Below are 15,690 nucleotides of genomic sequence, written 5' to 3' on the forward strand. Positions count from 1 at the left end.
CCTGAGCCGCATTACGCGGCTTCAGGGTTTACAGTCGCTCCGTGGGCTAACGCGGTCAGCCCGACCGCTTTTATATTCTTCGCGGCGTTTACGTCACGATCATGGTTAGCCCCGCACTCAGGGCAGATCCACGAACGAACGTTAAGCGCCATCTCTGGCATGGTATAGCCGCAACCGCTACAGCGTTTTGAGGACGGGAAAAACTGGTCAATGGCGACCACGGATCGCCCCGACCATTCGCCCTTATATTCAAGCTGGCGAACAAATTCGCCCCAGCCCGCGTCTGCTATCGCTCTGGATAGTTTCGGGTTGCGGATCATATTCTTCACTTTCAGGGATTCGACGCAAACAACTTGATTCTCGTTAATGAGTTTGCGGGATAGCTTGTGCAGGTTATCCAGGCGGCAATCAGCAATTTTCGCGTGAATGCGGGCGACTCTGGCGCGGGCTTTGGCGCGGTTCTTTGAGCCTTTTTGTTTCCTGCTCAGACGTCGCTGTAGCAGGGCTAATCGCTTCGCATATTTAGCGGTATGGCGGGGATTGCCGGTTTTGAATCCGGTATCGGTGACGAACAAATCTTTTAAACCAACATCAATGCCGACCGTGGACGCGGTGATCGGCAGTGATACAGGTTCAAACCTGCAGAGGCACGAAACAAAGTAGCGTCCCGCTGAATCTCTGGACACGGTGACGGTAGACGGCACGGACGGCAAAGGGCGACTCCAGCGCACGTCTAAAGGCGCTTTGCTCTTTGCCATGTACAACCTGCCGTCGCGGTATTTAAACGCGGCATCAGTCAGCGTAGCGGCCTGTTTATGGCGCTTGCTTTTGAATGTCGGATACTTTGCCCGACCTGCAAAGAAGTTAGAAAAGGCGGCTTGTTGGTGGCGCAGGGCTTGCTGTAATGGCACGCTGGAAACGTCATTGAGCCAGGCAAAATCTGGCTCTTTTTTCAGTGCGGTTAATCGTGCGCTGGCTTGTGTATAGCCGATCTTCTCTTGCCGTTCGTAATAAGCATCGGTGCGCCAGCGAAGAATGCTGTTATAGACAAAACGCACACAACCGAACGTTTGAGCCAGTAACTCAACCTGATCGGGTGTTGGATAGAATCTGTATTTATATGCGCGCTTCATGCTTTACATATTACGGCACATTATGTAAGAAGGCCAGGGAATGTTACGCAGTTACCGCGCTTATATCCCCGCCCGATTGGGCGAGGTCTTACGCGCAAATTGATAAGCGACGCTGCCGCAGGCAGCAAGATGCGGGCGTGATTCAGAAAAAGATGGATTGCCGCCCGGCTGGCTGGCAATTTACGCCCTCAGTCCGTATAACTGTCCCCTGTTTTTAACCCCGGATAAGCAAGATCGTTACTGATGATGAAAGATTCGCTGAGCCAGATTATCGCAGGTGAGCTGCAGGCACGCGCCGAACAGGTTGATGCCGCCGTACGCCTGCTGGATGAAGGGAATACCGTCCCCTTTATTGCACGTTACCGTAAGGAAGTCACCGGCGGGCTGGATGATACCCAGCTGCGCGCGCTGGAGAGCCGCCTGAGCTATCTGCGCGAGCTGGACGATCGCCGCCAGTCAATTCTGAAATCGATTGACGATCAGGGCAAACTCTCGCCGGAACTGGCGCAGGCTATCAACAGCACGCTGAGTAAAACCGAGCTGGAAGATCTCTATCTGCCTTACAAGCAGAAGCGCCGTACGCGTGGCCAGATCGCCATTGAAGCGGGCCTCGAACCGCTGGCTGACACATTGTGGAACGATCCCTCGCAGCAGCCGGAAGCGGTAGCCGCAGGCTTTGTGGATGCGGATAAAGGCGTGGCGGATACGCGCGCCGCGCTCGATGGCGCACGCTATATCCTGATGGAGCGGTTTGCTGAAGACGCCGCGCTGCTGGCAAAAGTGCGCGACTATCTGTGGAAAAATGCCCATCTGGTAGCACGTGTCGTTGAGGGCAAAGAAGAGGCGGGCGCTAAATTCCGCGACTATTTTGATCACCACGAAGCGCTGAGCAGCGTGCCTTCGCACCGCGCACTGGCGATGTTTCGCGGCCGCAACGAAGGCGTACTGCAGCTGTCGCTGAATGCCGACCCGCAGTCTGAAGAGGCGCCGCGTGAAAGCTATGGCGAAACGCTGATTGCCGATCACCTGGGTCTGCGTCTGAATAATGCGCCGGCTGACAGCTGGCGCAAAGCAGTGGTGAGCTGGACATGGCGCATCAAGGTGCTGCTGCATCTCGAAACCGAACTGATGGGAACCATCCGTGAACGGGCTGAAGATGAAGCGATCAACGTCTTTGCCCGCAATCTGCACGATCTGCTGATGGCCGCTCCGGCCGGTATGCGCGCCACAATGGGGCTTGACCCCGGCCTGCGCACCGGTGTGAAGGTTGCCGTAGTCGATGCGACCGGTAAACTGGTGGCCACCGATACGGTCTACCCGCACACCGGTCAGGCGGCGAAAGCGGCGGCGGCCGTCGCGGCGCTCTGCGTAAAGCATCAGGTTGAGCTGGTGGCGATTGGTAACGGCACCGCCTCGCGCGAAACCGAGCGCTTTTTCCTCGATGTGCAGAAACAGTTTCCGCAGGTCAGCGCGCAAAAAGTGATCGTCAGTGAAGCGGGTGCCTCTGTCTACTCCGCCTCGGAACTGGCGGCTCTGGAGTTTCCTGACCTCGACGTATCGCTGCGCGGTGCGGTCTCTATTGCCCGTCGCCTGCAGGATCCGCTGGCCGAGCTGGTCAAAATTGACCCTAAATCGATTGGTGTGGGCCAGTATCAGCATGATGTCAGTCAGAGCCAGCTGGCGAAAAAGCTGGATGCCGTGGTTGAAGATTGCGTTAACGCCGTTGGCGTCGATCTCAACACCGCCTCGGTCGCCCTGCTTACGCGCGTAGCGGGCCTGACGCGCATGATGGCGCAGAATATTGTGGGCTGGCGTGATGAAAACGGGCGTTTTCAGAACCGTCAGCAGCTGCTGAAAGTGAGCCGCCTCGGACCAAAAGCATTTGAACAGTGCGCCGGCTTTCTGCGCATCAATCACGGCGACAATCCGCTGGATGCCTCTACGGTGCATCCGGAAGCGTATCCGCTGGTGGAGCGTATTCTCTCTGCCACTGAGCAGGCGCTGGATGCGCTGATGGGCAATCCCGGCAGCCTGCGCAATCTGAACGCGCGCGACTTTACCGATGAACGCTTTGGTCTGCCTACCGTGACCGATATCATCAAAGAGCTGGAAAAGCCGGGCCGCGATCCGCGTCCTGAGTTCAAAACCGCGCAGTTTGCCGAAGGCGTGGAAACCATGAACGATCTGCTGCCCGGCATGATTCTGGAAGGCGCCGTAACCAACGTGACGAACTTTGGTGCCTTTGTGGATATCGGCGTACATCAGGATGGACTGGTGCATATCTCCTCTCTCTCCGATCGGTTTGTGGAAGATCCGCATCAGGTGGTGAAAGCAGGCGATATCGTGAAGGTCAAAGTCATGGAAGTGGATCTGCAGCGTAAACGTATTGCGCTCACTATGCGTCTGGATGAACAGCCGGGTGAGAGCAATGCGCGCAGCGGTAGCCGGCCTGCTGCCAGAGAACCGGCGCGCGCGGCAAATCCGGCCAAAGGGCGCGGCAAGCCTGCGCCTGCAGGCAACAGCGCCATGGGCGATGCGCTGGCTGCGGCTTTTGGTAAAAAGCGCTGATTTCAGCCTGCTAATCTGCCTGCAGCCGGCAAATGGCTGCAGGTAACAGGTTGCGAAATTGTCCCGTCAGGCTACGCTGAAAAAATCTGTGTGATCCACTGACCTTCCGCGTGGCCTGACAATCTGATGGATAAAATCAACGCCCTGCTCGATGAGATCTATGAAGGAGACCTGCCCGCCATCGCGCGCGAGCGTCTGCTGTCACATATCCGCGCCGCGCGCGACAGCGTCAAGCTGCCACGTAAAGCGCACTGGGATGAGAAAGATGTGGTGCTCATCACCTACGCCGATCAGTTTCGTGAGCCGGAGCAGCCCACCCTCGCCAGCTTTACGCGCTTTTATCAGCAGCACCTGCAGTCTGCCTTTAACCTGGTACACCTGCTGCCATTCTTTCCCTACTCGTCCGATGATGGCTTTTCGGTTATCGACTACCACAAAGTCAATCCGATCTGCGGTGACTGGCAGCAGATTGCGGCACTGCACAGTCAGACGCGACTGATGTTCGACTTTGTCTGCAACCATATTTCGGCACACAGCGCCTGGTTTCGTCACTATCTGGCGCAGGACCCGGGCTGGGATGATTTTTTTATCAGTATGCCACCGGCCACCGATCTCAGCGCCGTAACCCGCCCGCGCACTTCGCCGCTGCTCACGCCTTTTACCCTGGCCGACGGCAGCACGCGCTATATCTGGACCACCTTCAGCGCCGATCAGATCGATCTTAACTTCGCCAGCCCGGATGTGCTGATCCGTATGATCGGCGTGCTGCTCGACTACCTGAAAAAAGGTGCGGATTATGTGCGGCTGGATGCGGTGGGCTATATGTGGAAAACGCCGGGCACGCGCTGCATTCACCTGCATAAAACCCATTTGCTGGTGAAGCTGTTCCGCGCCGTCGCCGATGTTGTTGCGCCGGGCACGGTGATCATCACGGAAACCAACGTGCCGCACCAGGATAACATCAGCTACTTTGGCCGCGGGGATGATGAAGCGCAGATGGTGTATCAGTTTTCTCTGCCGCCGCTGGTGCTGCAGGCGATCCACGCCGGTTCAGCGCGCGCGCTGCGTCAGTGGGCCGCCTCGCTGACGCCTGGCAGCGGCAGCACCACCTTTTTTAACTTTCTCGCCTCGCACGACGGTATCGGCCTGAATCCGGCGCGTGGCATTCTGTCAGAGCCTGAAATTGTTGCCCTGGTGCGTGAGCTGGCGCTGGAAGGCGCGCTGGTGTCATATAAAAATAACCCCGACGGCACCACCAGCCCCTATGAAATCAACGTGACCTATCTCGATGCGCTCAACCATCAGACCGATGATGATGAGACGCGCCTGCGCCGTTTCCTGCTGGCGCACGCCATTCTGCTGGCATTTCCGGGCGTGCCCGCGATTTATATTCAGAGCATCCTCGGCTCGCGTAACGATAACGAAGGGGTGCGCGCTGCCGGCCACAACCGCGCCATCAATCGCGAAAAATATAGCCTGCGCGAAATGGAGCAGTGGATCAGCGGCGGCGACTGGCTGCGTCAGCAGGTGTTTGAACGGCTGAGTGCGCTGATCCAGCTGCGCACCCGTCAGCCCGCATTTCATCCCGATAACGCCATGACTCTGCTGGAGAGCGACAATGCCATCCTGCTGTTTCGCCGCCACGCGCCAGATGAAGAGGGGCTGCTGTGCCTGTTTAACCTGAGCAGCCGTGAAATTACCGCCACGCTGCCGCAGGCACGACACTACCAGGATATCGTCAGCGGGCAAAAGGTGGAGGGCAGCGCGCCGGTGACGCTCGCTGCCTGGCAGTTTATGTGGCTGCGTGGATAAACTGCGTCACGTGCCCGCAGAACGCCTCAGGGTGTGAGATAAACGGCGCATGCGCCGCCTTTTCCATGATCACTGACGGAGAGCCGGGCCAGCGCGCATCCAGTTCGCCGGCAATACGTCGCGGTACCAGCCCATCCAGCGCCCCATACAGGCGCAGAAACGGCACGCTGAGAGCGTCCAGCGCCGGGCGCAAATCGCTCTGCCGCAGGATCTCCAGCCCGCTCTGCAGCGCCGCTACTGACGGCATCGGCTGCGACAGCACCACCTCTTTCAGCTGACGCGCATCCTGACGCGCATTTTCTGTCCCCATGGTCTGTAGTGCCAGAAAGCGCTCAACGGTGCGCCGGAAATCGTCACTGAGCTGCTGCTGAAAACCGGTCAGGGTGTCGGGCTTAATCCCCGGCCACTCCGCCTGCGCGGTAAAACAGGGCGAGGAGGCTACGCTGATCAATGCAGAAACGCGCGCCGGCTGCAGCAGCGCCAGCTGGCTGGCAACCAGCCCGCCCAGTGACCAGCCCAGCAGCGTGGCGCGCTCAGGCAGCTGCGGCAGCAGCTGTTGCGCCATCTGCATCAGCGTCAGCGGGCCGGCCGCTGCGCTGCGGCCAAACCCGGGCAGATCCACCAGATGCAGGCGAAAATGGGGGCTGAGTCGCGGAACAATGTGTTGCCACACTTCGGCATTCAGCCCCCAGCCGTGCAGCAGCACAAGATCGCGATCGCCCGCGCCCGTGGTGTGCCAGTAAAGCGAACTCATCGGTTACACTCCCGAAAAGTGAAAAAGAGGTCGCTATGCTATCAACCCCGGCCCGCTGCTGGCTATGCCATCTTCCGCTGCAGATTGCACACCACGGGCTGTGCAGCCTCTGCCTGCATCAGCTGCCGCTCCTGCCGGCACTCTGCCCCTGCTGCGGCCTGCCAGCCACTACAGCGCAGCGCTGCGGCCGCTGCCTGAAAAAGCCGCCGCCGTGGCACCGCTTAACCTGCGTCAGCGATTACACCCCGCCGCTGAGTAACTGGGTACAGCAGCTGAAATTTTCCGGCGCGATCGCACTCAGGGTGATGCTGGCGCGGCTGCTTTTGTTAAAATTGTTAACAACGCGCCGGAATGAACCCGCTACGGCGTTCGATCTGGTGCTGAGCGTGCCGCTGCATCATCAGCGCGCCTGGCAGCGCGGCTTTAATCAGTCAGCGCTGCTTGCGCAGCCGCTGGCACGCTGGCTGCGGTGTGAGTATCGTGAAGGTGTCAGCCGGATACGTCGCGGCAGCACCCAGCATCAGCTTAACGCCCGCGCGCGTCGTCATAATCTGCGCAGCGCGTTCCGCCTTGAAATGCCGGTGCAGGATCGCCATATCCTGCTGATTGATGATGTGGTCACCACCGGCAGCACCGTAGCGGAAATCAGCCGCCTGCTGCAGGCGGAGGGCGCCGCCAGCATCCATATTGGCTGCCTGTGCCGTACCTTGTAGAGCGTCGGTGTTGGGCGTATTATAACCAGGTAATTTAGTCAACTATTGAGCAATCGCCATGATCCGTATTACTGATACTGCGCAAGAGCATTTCGCAAAACTGCTGTCAAAACAGGAAGATGGCACCCAGATCCGCGTATTCGTTATTAACCCGGGTACGCCAACCGCCGAGTGCGGCGTCTCCTACTGCCCGCCTGATGCGGTAGAAGCAACGGATACCGAACTGAAGTTCGATAAACTCTCTGCCTATGTGGATGAGCTGAGCGCACCCTATCTTGAAGATGCAGAGATTGACTTCGTTACGGATAATCTCGGCTCTCAGCTGACCCTGAAAGCGCCAAACGCGAAAATGCGTAAAGTTTCTGACGATGCGCCGATGGCAGAGCGGGTTGAATATCTGCTGCAGGCGCAGATCAATCCGCAGCTGGCCAGCCACGGCGGCCGCGTGTCGCTGATGGAGATCACCGATGATGGCATCGCCGTGCTGCAGTTTGGCGGCGGCTGTAACGGCTGCTCGATGATTGATGTCACGCTGAAAGATGGCATTGAGAAAGAGCTGCTGGCTGCTTTCCCGGAGCTGAAAGGGGTTCGCGATCTCACTGAACACCAGCGCGGCGAACACTCCTACTACTGATAGTTTATGCGGCAGCGCCCTGCGCTGCCGCGCTTTAACTACGCTTTACGCGCCTCGCTTACCGTTTTCAGCAGTTTCTTCACGCTCTTATCCGCAAACGCCTCTTCCAGCGTAAAGCTCCACTTACGTCGCCAGTTAGGATACTCGTCTGTTGTGCCCGGCACATTAACCGGCGTTGTCATGCCCATCCAGTCCTCCGGCTGCAGGCCGAGCAGCGCGCTGCGGGTAAGCGCCAGAAAGCGATGGATGGCCTGATTAAACGCCGGCGTCAGCGCCTGTTTTTCCGCCTGCTTTGCACTACGCGGCGGCATGGCCCCGGCCTGATGCAGCGCATCCAGCAGCGCCTGTTTCTGTTCCACGCGCTGCGCCTGCAGCGACTGCAGCGTGCTGCCTTTATACATACCCAGCTTCTCGCCCAGCGCCAGATCGTCCGCCTGCCAGAAACCGCTCAGCGTCGGCAGATCGTGCGTGCTGGCACTGGCGATGGACTGCGGCGGATAGCTGTCGGGCAGGCGATAGCGCCCCTCTTTTTCCTGCTCGAAGAACAGCACCTTCCAGGAGAAAACCCCGCTGTCGCGCAGCAGTTTGACAATTTCCTGCGGCACGGTGCCGAGATCTTCGCCAATCACCATGCAGCGCATCCGCTGGCTCTCCAGCGCCAGCACCGCCAGCAGATCCTCTACCGGATAGGAGACGTAGGCGCCTTTATCCGCGCCTTCCCCGTGCGGGATCCACCACAGTCGCAGCAGCGACATCACATGGTCGATGCGCAGCGCGCCGCAGTCGCGCATATTCGCGCGCAGCAGGTCGATAAACGGCTGATAGCCACGCGCGCGCAGCACGTGCGGATCGAGCGGCGGCAGCCCCCAGTTTTGTCCCAGCGGTCCCAGCGGATCGGGCGGCGCGCCGACCGAGGCGCCAAGTTTATACAGCTGCGGATCCTGCCAGGTTTCGGCACTATGTTCAGCCACACCTACCGCCAGGTCGCGGTAAAGGCCCACCGCCATACCCAGCTCCTGACTGCGCTGCCAGCAGTCACTGAACTGCTGATGCGCCAGCCACTGCAGCCAGCTCCAGAAGCCAATCTCCTCTTCATGCTGCGTACACCAGGCCTGGACTTCCGGCTGCGCGGCACTGCGCAAGCCCTCCGGCCAGGTTTCCCAGCCCCACCCCTGCTCATCCTGCCCGCTGCGCTCAGTCAGGATGCCATCAAACGCAGCCTGGTAACGCAGCGCGTCACCGCCCGCCGTCAGAAACGCCTGGTAATCCGCTTCCTCTGCCGCCTGCGGCTGATACTGCTGCCAGGCCAGACGCAGCGCCTCCAGCTTGAGTGCCGCCACCGCCGCATAGTCAACCGCCTCCACCGCGCGCGCCTTCTCCAGCGCCTTGCGGGTTTTCGCACTTTTCCACCAGCGCTGTGCCGCGGCGCTCTGCTGAAACGCTGCCACCTGGCTGACATCAATATAGAGAATATTCAGCCAGCGGCGCGACGCCGGGCTATAGGGGCTGGCGAGGTCGGGCTGAGCCGGATAGAGCGCATGCAGCGGGTTAAGACCAATAAAGTCGCCGCCGTGCGCCGCCACCTGCTCCAGCATCCGTTTTAAATCGCCAAAGTCACCGATACCCCAGTTCTGCTCTGAGCGCAGCGTATAGAGCTGCACCAGCGCACCCCAGCGTTTTTCTCCCTGTGCCAGCGGTTCAGGCAGGTAGCAGCGACGCGGCGCAATAATCAGGCGCGACTGCCACTCCTGACGCCCTTTACGCAGGCTGAGCTGATGATAGCCCTGCGTCAGACGCGGCGGCAGCGTCAGCACCTCACCGCCCTGTACCGTACCGCTGTGGCTTTTACCCTGCTCAGTGGTCAGCTGCCAGGCAAATTCACCTTTGCCACCCACCGCAAGCTCGCGCCGGGCGCGTGCCACAAAGACCTGCACCGGCGGCACCGGCGGCGCTTTACCTGCCGGCGCCTCCATCACCGCCAGCAGCGCCTCTTTGGTCTCATCGCTGATGGTTTCCTTTTCCCCTCTGGCATTCACAAAACGCAAGGCAATTCCCGCCGCTTCTGCGGCCTGATCCAGTTTATTGAGAGACATCAACGCTCCTTTCGCGTCCGGGCTGGCGGATAGAGATCAAAAGGATAAGTAAAGTCGCGCCTGGTGAAAAAAGCGACCGGATCGGAAGGGAGAGGCAAAAAATAGCTGCCGGGCGCGTGGCCCGGCGCAGGATCAGCAGAGTTCGAGATGGACCTCATGCTGCTCAATCACTTTAAGCACGCTGGCGGGAGGCTTCTGATCGGTAAATATGTAATCAATCAGTCCCATATTGCCCAGATTGACCATAGCGTTACGCCCGAACTTTGAGTGATCCACGACCAGCATTACGCAGCGCGAATTGTCGATGATGGCCCGTTTGGTCCGGACTTCATGGTAGTCAAACTCCAGCAGCGAGCCATCCATATCAATGCCGCTGATACCGAGAATGCCGTAGTCGAGGCGGAACTGCGAGATAAAGTCGAGCGTGGCTTCGCCCATGATCCCGCCGTCACGCGTGCGCACTTCTCCGCCAGCGATGATCACCCGGAAATCGGGCTTGCCCATCAGCAGAATGGCAACGTTCAGGTTGTTCGTGACAATCCGCAGATCGTTATGGTTCAGCAGCGCATGGGCAACCGCTTCGGGTGTAGTACCGATATCAATAAACAGCGTTGCGCCATCCGGGATCTGACTGGCCACGCGCGCGGCGATGCGTGCCTTTTCTGCCGACCACATCATTTTACGATCCTGCCAGGCGGTATTTTCCGAACTGGAGGGGAGCGCCGCGCCGCCATGATGGCGCTGAATTTTATTCTGATCGGCCAGATCGTTTAAATCCCGGCGGATGGTCTGCGGACTGACCGCAAAATGCTCAACCAGCTCTTCCGTACTGACATACCCCTGACGCCGGACCAGATCGATAATGGCGTCATGACGTTGCGTCTGCTTCACATCTCTCTCCTCGGCTTGCAGCCGTGTTCTTTTTATCTCTGATGACGGGCAGCGTGGCGCGTATCCACAAACGCCATAGCCAGCCCGACCAGCAGGCCGGTCACGTGCGCGGCATTAGCAATTGCCAGACCAAATGCGCCGTACCAGCCAATCACCAGCCATACAATAGCGAAACCAATCAGTCCGCGCTCCAGATAAATACCGCTTTCGGGATCGCGCTCGCCGCGCAGCCAGCAATAACCCATCAGCGCATAGACCACACCCGAGAGACCGCCAAACAGCACGCCGCTGAATTTGGCCTGCATCCAGCCGCTGAGCAGCGCAGAGATCAGCATAATCACAAACAGCTTGCCGCTGCCGAGTCGCTTCTCGACCGCTCCGCCGAGATACCACCACCACATCAGGTTGAACAGGATATGCAGCAGCGAAAAGTGCAGCAGCGCATGGCTGAACCAGCGCCAGACCTGAAAATATTGTGAGGCGTCAGCCGGCCAGCCCAGCCAGGCCAGCGCGACATCATCACCCGCAATCTGCATCAGAATAAACACCGCGACGCAGAGCGCCATCACCGAAAGCGTCAGCGGTCCGGCGCGTTCGCGAATCGTGGCCCAGACGTTGCTGCGCTCATAGTGCAGCCCGCTGCGGGTGCTGCCGCTGCGCCAGCTGGCCGCCTGATAGCGCGGGTGATTAGGGTCGCGAACGAATTGCGCAAGTTCGTTTTCGACCATCTGCAGCTGGCTCTCATCATCCAGCACGATCACGAAGTGACTTTCCTGCTCTATGCGCAGCGTCACACCGCGCGTCGCCATATAATCCACAAACGCCTGCGCGATGCGGGCGTGGCTGAACCGGGTAATACGCATCATGCTGCGCTCTCCTTAAGATAGCGGGTCAGAGGCTACCGCGGTCTGCGCAGGAAACGCTGCACGCCAGGCGTCAAACCCGCCATCAATGCTGTACACCTCACTGAAACCCTGCCCCAGCAGAAACTGTGCGGCGCCTTTGCTGCTGTTGCCGTGATAACACATCACCAGCACCGGCAGATCGCGGCGCGCCTGCGCGATAAAGTCCGCCAGGTTGTCACTGGAAAGATGCTGCGCGCTAGCGGCATGCCCCAGGGCGAAACTCTGTGGATCGCGAATATCGACTAACTGCGCGCCCTGCGCCAGCTGCGCGTTTGCCTGCTGAACGTTAATACACTCGAAGGTTTCCATCGTTATCTCTCATTTCGCTGTTCTGTTTGCGCCTAGTTTACCCTGAGAAACAGGTGCCATAACCTGATAAAGAAAAGGGTTATCTGTTTTTTTTCCTGCCGGAATGTTAGCTGCATCACGCAGGAATGTTTTTATTGCGTTAAAGACTGGCGAAAATGTTGGTTTCCGATTATTATTACGCTCGAAAACGAACATTTTAGAACTATTCCGAACATCGGAGGAGATGACGTGGAAACCAAAGACCTGATCGTGATCGGCGGCGGCATCAACGGAGCCGGCATTGCAGTGGACGCTGCAGGACGCGGACTGTCTGTGCTGATGCTGGAGGCGCGGGATCTGGCGTGTGCCACCTCCTCCGCCAGTTCCAAACTGATTCACGGCGGCCTGCGCTACCTTGAGCACTACGAGTTTCGTCTGGTTGGCGAAGCGCTGGCTGAGCGTGAAGTGCTGTTAAAAATGGCGCCGCATATCGCTTTCCCGATGCGCTTCCGCCTGCCGCACCGCCCGCACCTGCGTCCGGCGTGGATGATCCGTATGGGCCTGTTTATGTATGACCGCCTCGGCAAACGCACTACGCTGCCGGGCAGTAAAGGTCTGCGCTTTGGCGCGGAGTCGGCGCTGAAGCCGGAAATTACGCGCGGTTTTGAATATTCCGACTGCTGGGTAGATGATGCCCGCATGGTGGTGCTGAACGCGCAGGAAGTTGAGCGTAAAGGTGGCGAAGTGCGCACCCGCACCCGCGTTAACCGCGCATGGCGTGAAGGCGGCATGTGGATGGTTGAGGCAGAAGAGGTCGATACCGGCAAAATTCTGACCTGGCGCGCTAAAGGCCTGGTTAATGCAGCCGGTCCATGGGTTAAACAGCTGTTTGACGACGGTCTGAAGCTGAAATCTCCGTATGGCATTCGCCTTATTAAAGGCAGCCATATCGTGGTGCCGCGCGTGCACACTGAAAAGCAGGCTTATATTCTGCAGAACGAAGATAACCGTATCGTGTTTGTTATTCCGTGGATGGATGAGTTCTCTATCATCGGTACCACCGACGTTGAGTACAAAGGCGATCCGAAAAACGTCAAGATTGATGAGGAAGAGACGCGCTATCTGCTGAAGGTGTTTAACGCGCACTTCAAAAAGCAGCTGACCTCAGATGATATCGTCTGGAGCTACTCCGGCGTGCGTCCGCTGTGTGATGATGAGTCAGATTCACCGCAGGCGATCACCCGCGACTATACGCTGGACGTGCGTGATGATAACGGCGAGGCGCCGCTGCTGTCGGTGTTTGGCGGCAAGCTGACTACCTATCGCAAGCTGGCAGAGCATGCGATGGAGAAACTGGCGAAATACTATCCGAACGCCGGCCCGGCCTGGACAAAAAACGCCGTGCTGCCGGGTGGTGATTTCTCCGGTACGCGTGAGGACTACGCTGCCGGCCTGCGTCGCCGCTATCCGTTTATCAGCGAAAACATGGCGCGGCACTATGCCCGCACCTACGGCAGCCGTACCGAAATGCTGCTTGAGGGTGCCACCAGCCTGACCGATCTGGGCGAGAATTTTGGCCATGAGTTCTATGAAGCTGAACTGCGTTATCTGGTCAAAAACGAGTGGGTACGTGAACTGGATGATGCTATCTGGCGCCGTACCAAGCAGGGTATGTGGCTGAACACGGCCCAGCAGGCGCGCATCAGCGAGTGGCTGGCGCGCAACAGCCAGAAGCCGGCGCTTTCGCTCGCATCGTAAGGTCTGTATCCCGCATTACCGGCCCCGCACTTGCTGCGGGGCTTTTTATGTCGCCGGATAACAGAATCAGGAAGAGAGTACGGGAATAACAGGACAGCGCCGCTGCCCTACAGAAGCGGCAGCGGCGCTGGCACAGAGCAGCGGTCAGAGTCCGGCGTGTTCGCGGATATATTTGCGCGCTTTTACCGCATATTCAAACGGGTTGGCGATAGCCGGATCCTGCTCCGCCTCTACCACCATCCAGCCTTTATAGCCCGCCTCGTCGAGAATTTTAAACACCGGCGCGAAATCGATCGCACCATCTCCCGGCACGGTGAAGGTGCCTTTCTTCACGCCATCAAGAAACGACAGGGATTTCCCGCGCACTTCAGCCACCACTTCGTCGCGGACATCTTTCAGATGCACGTGGAAAATACGCGGCAGATGCGTGGTCAGTACGTCCAGCATCGCCTGCTGCGATCCTTCAGAGTAGTAAATATGGCCGGTATCATAGAGCAGGCCTACGCTGTCATGAGTCAGCGCCATAAAACGGTCAATCTCTTCCGGCGTCTGGATCCCGGTTCCCATATGGTGGTGCAGCGTCACGCGCATGCCCTTTTCTGCGGCAAGCTGCGCCAGTTCGTTATAGCCTTCTGCCGTCAGACGCCACTCTTCATCGCTGAACACCGGTTTCTGCTCAAACACGGCCAGGGTGGTGCCCTGAATACTTTTGCTCTGCTCTGAACAGCCGATAACGCGCGCGCCCATCGCATGCAGGAAGTTCATATGGTTGATGAACTCATCGATGGTCTTCGCCTTATCGCCGTTAGCAAAAAAGGTGCTGAACCATGCGTTGCAGATCTCAATACCGCGGATATCGAGCATCGGCTTCAGAATCGCCGGATCGCGCGGGTATTTACTGCCGACTTCGCTGCCGGTAAAACCGGCCAGCGCCATTTCACTCACCGTCTGCTGGAACGTATTCTCTTTGCCCAGATCGGGCATGTCGTCATTGGTCCAGCCGATCGGCGCTATCGCCAGCTTTACATTCTCTTTGTTCATCTTCAGATCCCGGAATCAGGGCAGCGGAGCAGCCGCGCCGCCGCAAAAAAAAGTAGCAGGTTATTTGCTGTAAAATGCCGGACGCGGTGGCATTTCAACCGGCTCAATCGCGCCGCTGTTCTGCGCTTTCAGGCAGGCGTCAGCTGCTACGGAAGCGGCAAAGCCATCCCATGCGGAAGGTCCGGTAAGCTCACCGGCTTTAACATCGTTGATAAACGCCTGCAGCTCGACGTCATAGGCGTCGATAAAGCGATCTTTCCAGTCGGTCAGCAGCGGCGTACCGAGGCGTGCGTTCTTACGCGTCTGGATCGCCGACGGCTCCGGCAGACGGGCGATGCCCTCTTCTCCCACCACTTCACACTGGATATCGTAGCCATAGGCGCAGTTCACGAAGATCTCCACATCGATGCGGATCCCTTTCTGCGTTTCAAACAGCACAATCTGCGGATCCTTCAGCTGCGCATGCGATTTTGACGTGACGCGCGGAAAGACCACCTGCACCGATTTATAGTCATCTTCCGTCAGCCAGCGCAGCACATCCAGCTCGTGGATCAGCGTGTTGGTAATAGCCATGTCGGTGGTGTAGTTCTCACCCACGCTCTGATTACGGTGCGCACAGTGCAGCATCAGCGGTTCGCCAATCTCACCTTCAGTAATCACTTTTTTCAGGGCGCGGTAGCCCGCGTCATACGGGCGCATAAAGCCCACCTGCACCAGCCTTTTGCCGTGCTGAATTTCCGCATCCACAATACGACGGCAGCCTTCCGCACTCATTGCCAGCGGCTTTTCACAGAATACCGGCTTGCCTGCGGCGATAGCCGCCAGCGTAAACTCTTCATGCGTCGGGTCCCAGGAGGTCACCAGAATGGCGTCAACCTCTGGCGAGGCGATCACCTGATGACCATCCTGATAAACCTCCGCGCTGATATTCAGCCGCTGCAGCGCCGCACGGGCTCCCTCAACGTTGATGTCGGAAACCGCCACCACTTTTGCGCCCTGCAGTACGTTGTTACAGCGACGGATATGCTCCTGACCAATTGCACCGGTCCCGATTACCCCGAGTTTGAGCGTCATGATTACACCTGTAGAGTCAGATAAGA

The 15,690-nt window shown here is 58.4% G+C and carries 13 protein-coding genes; 5 read left to right on the top strand and 8 right to left on the bottom strand.

The window, feature by feature from the left end; all coding sequences use genetic code 11:
* Positions 1-11: 11 nt before the first annotated feature.
* Positions 12-1,133, bottom strand: coding sequence for an RNA-guided endonuclease InsQ/TnpB family protein (locus tag AC2CF9_RS14545; RefSeq protein ID WP_484557316.1), 1,122 nt, complete (start codon positions 1,131-1,133; stop codon positions 12-14).
* Between the two features lie 246 nt (positions 1,134-1,379).
* Between AC2CF9_RS14545 and AC2CF9_RS14550 the strand changes: the two genes are divergently transcribed.
* Both AC2CF9_RS14550 and AC2CF9_RS14555 read left to right on the top strand, forming a co-directional pair.
* Positions 1,380-3,701 (top strand): Tex family protein, encoded by a 2,322-nt coding sequence (locus tag AC2CF9_RS14550; protein WP_484557347.1) that lies wholly within the window; start codon positions 1,380-1,382, stop codon positions 3,699-3,701.
* 126 nt (positions 3,702-3,827) lie between these two features.
* On the top strand, positions 3,828-5,513 hold the full coding sequence (locus AC2CF9_RS14555; RefSeq protein ID WP_484557317.1) for an alpha-amylase family glycosyl hydrolase: 1,686 nt from the start codon (positions 3,828-3,830) through the stop codon (positions 5,511-5,513).
* Here the strand turns inward: AC2CF9_RS14555 and bioH are convergent.
* Positions 5,494-6,267 carry a pimeloyl-ACP methyl ester esterase BioH gene (gene bioH / locus AC2CF9_RS14560; protein ID WP_484557318.1) on the bottom strand — a complete coding sequence of 258 codons (774 nt, stop codon included), beginning with the start codon at positions 6,265-6,267 and terminating at the stop codon, positions 5,494-5,496. The two genes, AC2CF9_RS14555 and bioH, sit on opposite strands and share 20 nt — an antisense overlap.
* A 35-nt stretch (positions 6,268-6,302) precedes the next feature.
* On the opposite strand from bioH, the gene gntX reads away from it, so the two are divergent.
* Positions 6,303-6,980, top strand: a complete 678-nt coding sequence (gntX, locus tag AC2CF9_RS14565) for a DNA utilization protein GntX (protein WP_484557319.1) — start codon at positions 6,303-6,305, stop codon at positions 6,978-6,980.
* A gap of 58 nt (positions 6,981-7,038) precedes the next feature.
* On the top strand, positions 7,039-7,614 hold the full coding sequence (nfuA, locus tag AC2CF9_RS14570) for a Fe-S biogenesis protein NfuA (RefSeq protein WP_039380973.1): 576 nt from the start codon (positions 7,039-7,041) through the stop codon (positions 7,612-7,614).
* A 38-nt stretch (positions 7,615-7,652) separates the two neighbouring features.
* On the opposite strand, the gene malQ is transcribed toward nfuA, so the two are convergent.
* The 4 genes from malQ to glpE all read right to left on the bottom strand — a co-directional run bounded on the left by malQ (position 7,653) and on the right by glpE (position 11,812).
* Positions 7,653-9,707: a 4-alpha-glucanotransferase gene (malQ, locus tag AC2CF9_RS14575; protein WP_484557320.1), complete on the bottom strand. Its 2,055-nt coding sequence runs from the start codon at positions 9,705-9,707 to the stop codon at positions 7,653-7,655.
* 132 nt (positions 9,708-9,839) lie between these two features.
* Positions 9,840-10,598: a DeoR/GlpR family transcriptional regulator gene (locus AC2CF9_RS14580; protein ID WP_150018460.1), complete on the bottom strand. Its 759-nt coding sequence runs from the start codon at positions 10,596-10,598 to the stop codon at positions 9,840-9,842.
* Positions 10,599-10,630: 32 nt separating this feature from the next.
* The gene (gene glpG / locus AC2CF9_RS14585) at positions 10,631-11,461 is read right to left on the bottom strand and encodes a rhomboid family intramembrane serine protease GlpG (RefSeq protein WP_484557348.1); all 831 of its coding nucleotides are present in this window, start codon (positions 11,459-11,461) and stop codon (positions 10,631-10,633) included.
* 15 nt (positions 11,462-11,476) lie between these two features.
* A complete protein-coding gene (glpE, locus tag AC2CF9_RS14590; protein WP_484557321.1) occupies positions 11,477-11,812 on the bottom strand; it encodes a thiosulfate sulfurtransferase GlpE in 336 nt (111 codons plus the stop codon).
* A 228-nt stretch (positions 11,813-12,040) separates the two neighbouring features.
* Between glpE and glpD the strand changes: the two genes are divergently transcribed.
* A complete protein-coding gene (gene glpD, locus AC2CF9_RS14595) occupies positions 12,041-13,549 on the top strand; it encodes a glycerol-3-phosphate dehydrogenase (RefSeq protein WP_150018458.1) in 1,509 nt (502 codons plus the stop codon).
* A 144-nt stretch (positions 13,550-13,693) separates the two neighbouring features.
* Here the strand turns inward: glpD and iolE are convergent, their stop codons facing one another.
* Positions 13,694-14,590: a myo-inosose-2 dehydratase gene (gene iolE, locus AC2CF9_RS14600; RefSeq protein ID WP_094111187.1), complete on the bottom strand. Its 897-nt coding sequence runs from the start codon at positions 14,588-14,590 to the stop codon at positions 13,694-13,696.
* Between the two features lie 60 nt (positions 14,591-14,650).
* A complete protein-coding gene (iolG, locus tag AC2CF9_RS14605) occupies positions 14,651-15,664 on the bottom strand; it encodes a bifunctional inositol 2-dehydrogenase/D-chiro-inositol 1-dehydrogenase (RefSeq protein ID WP_039380988.1) in 1,014 nt (337 codons plus the stop codon).
* Positions 15,665-15,690: the final 26 nt, after the last annotated feature.

This window comes from Pantoea sp. SYBGC1, from assembly GCF_057197005.1.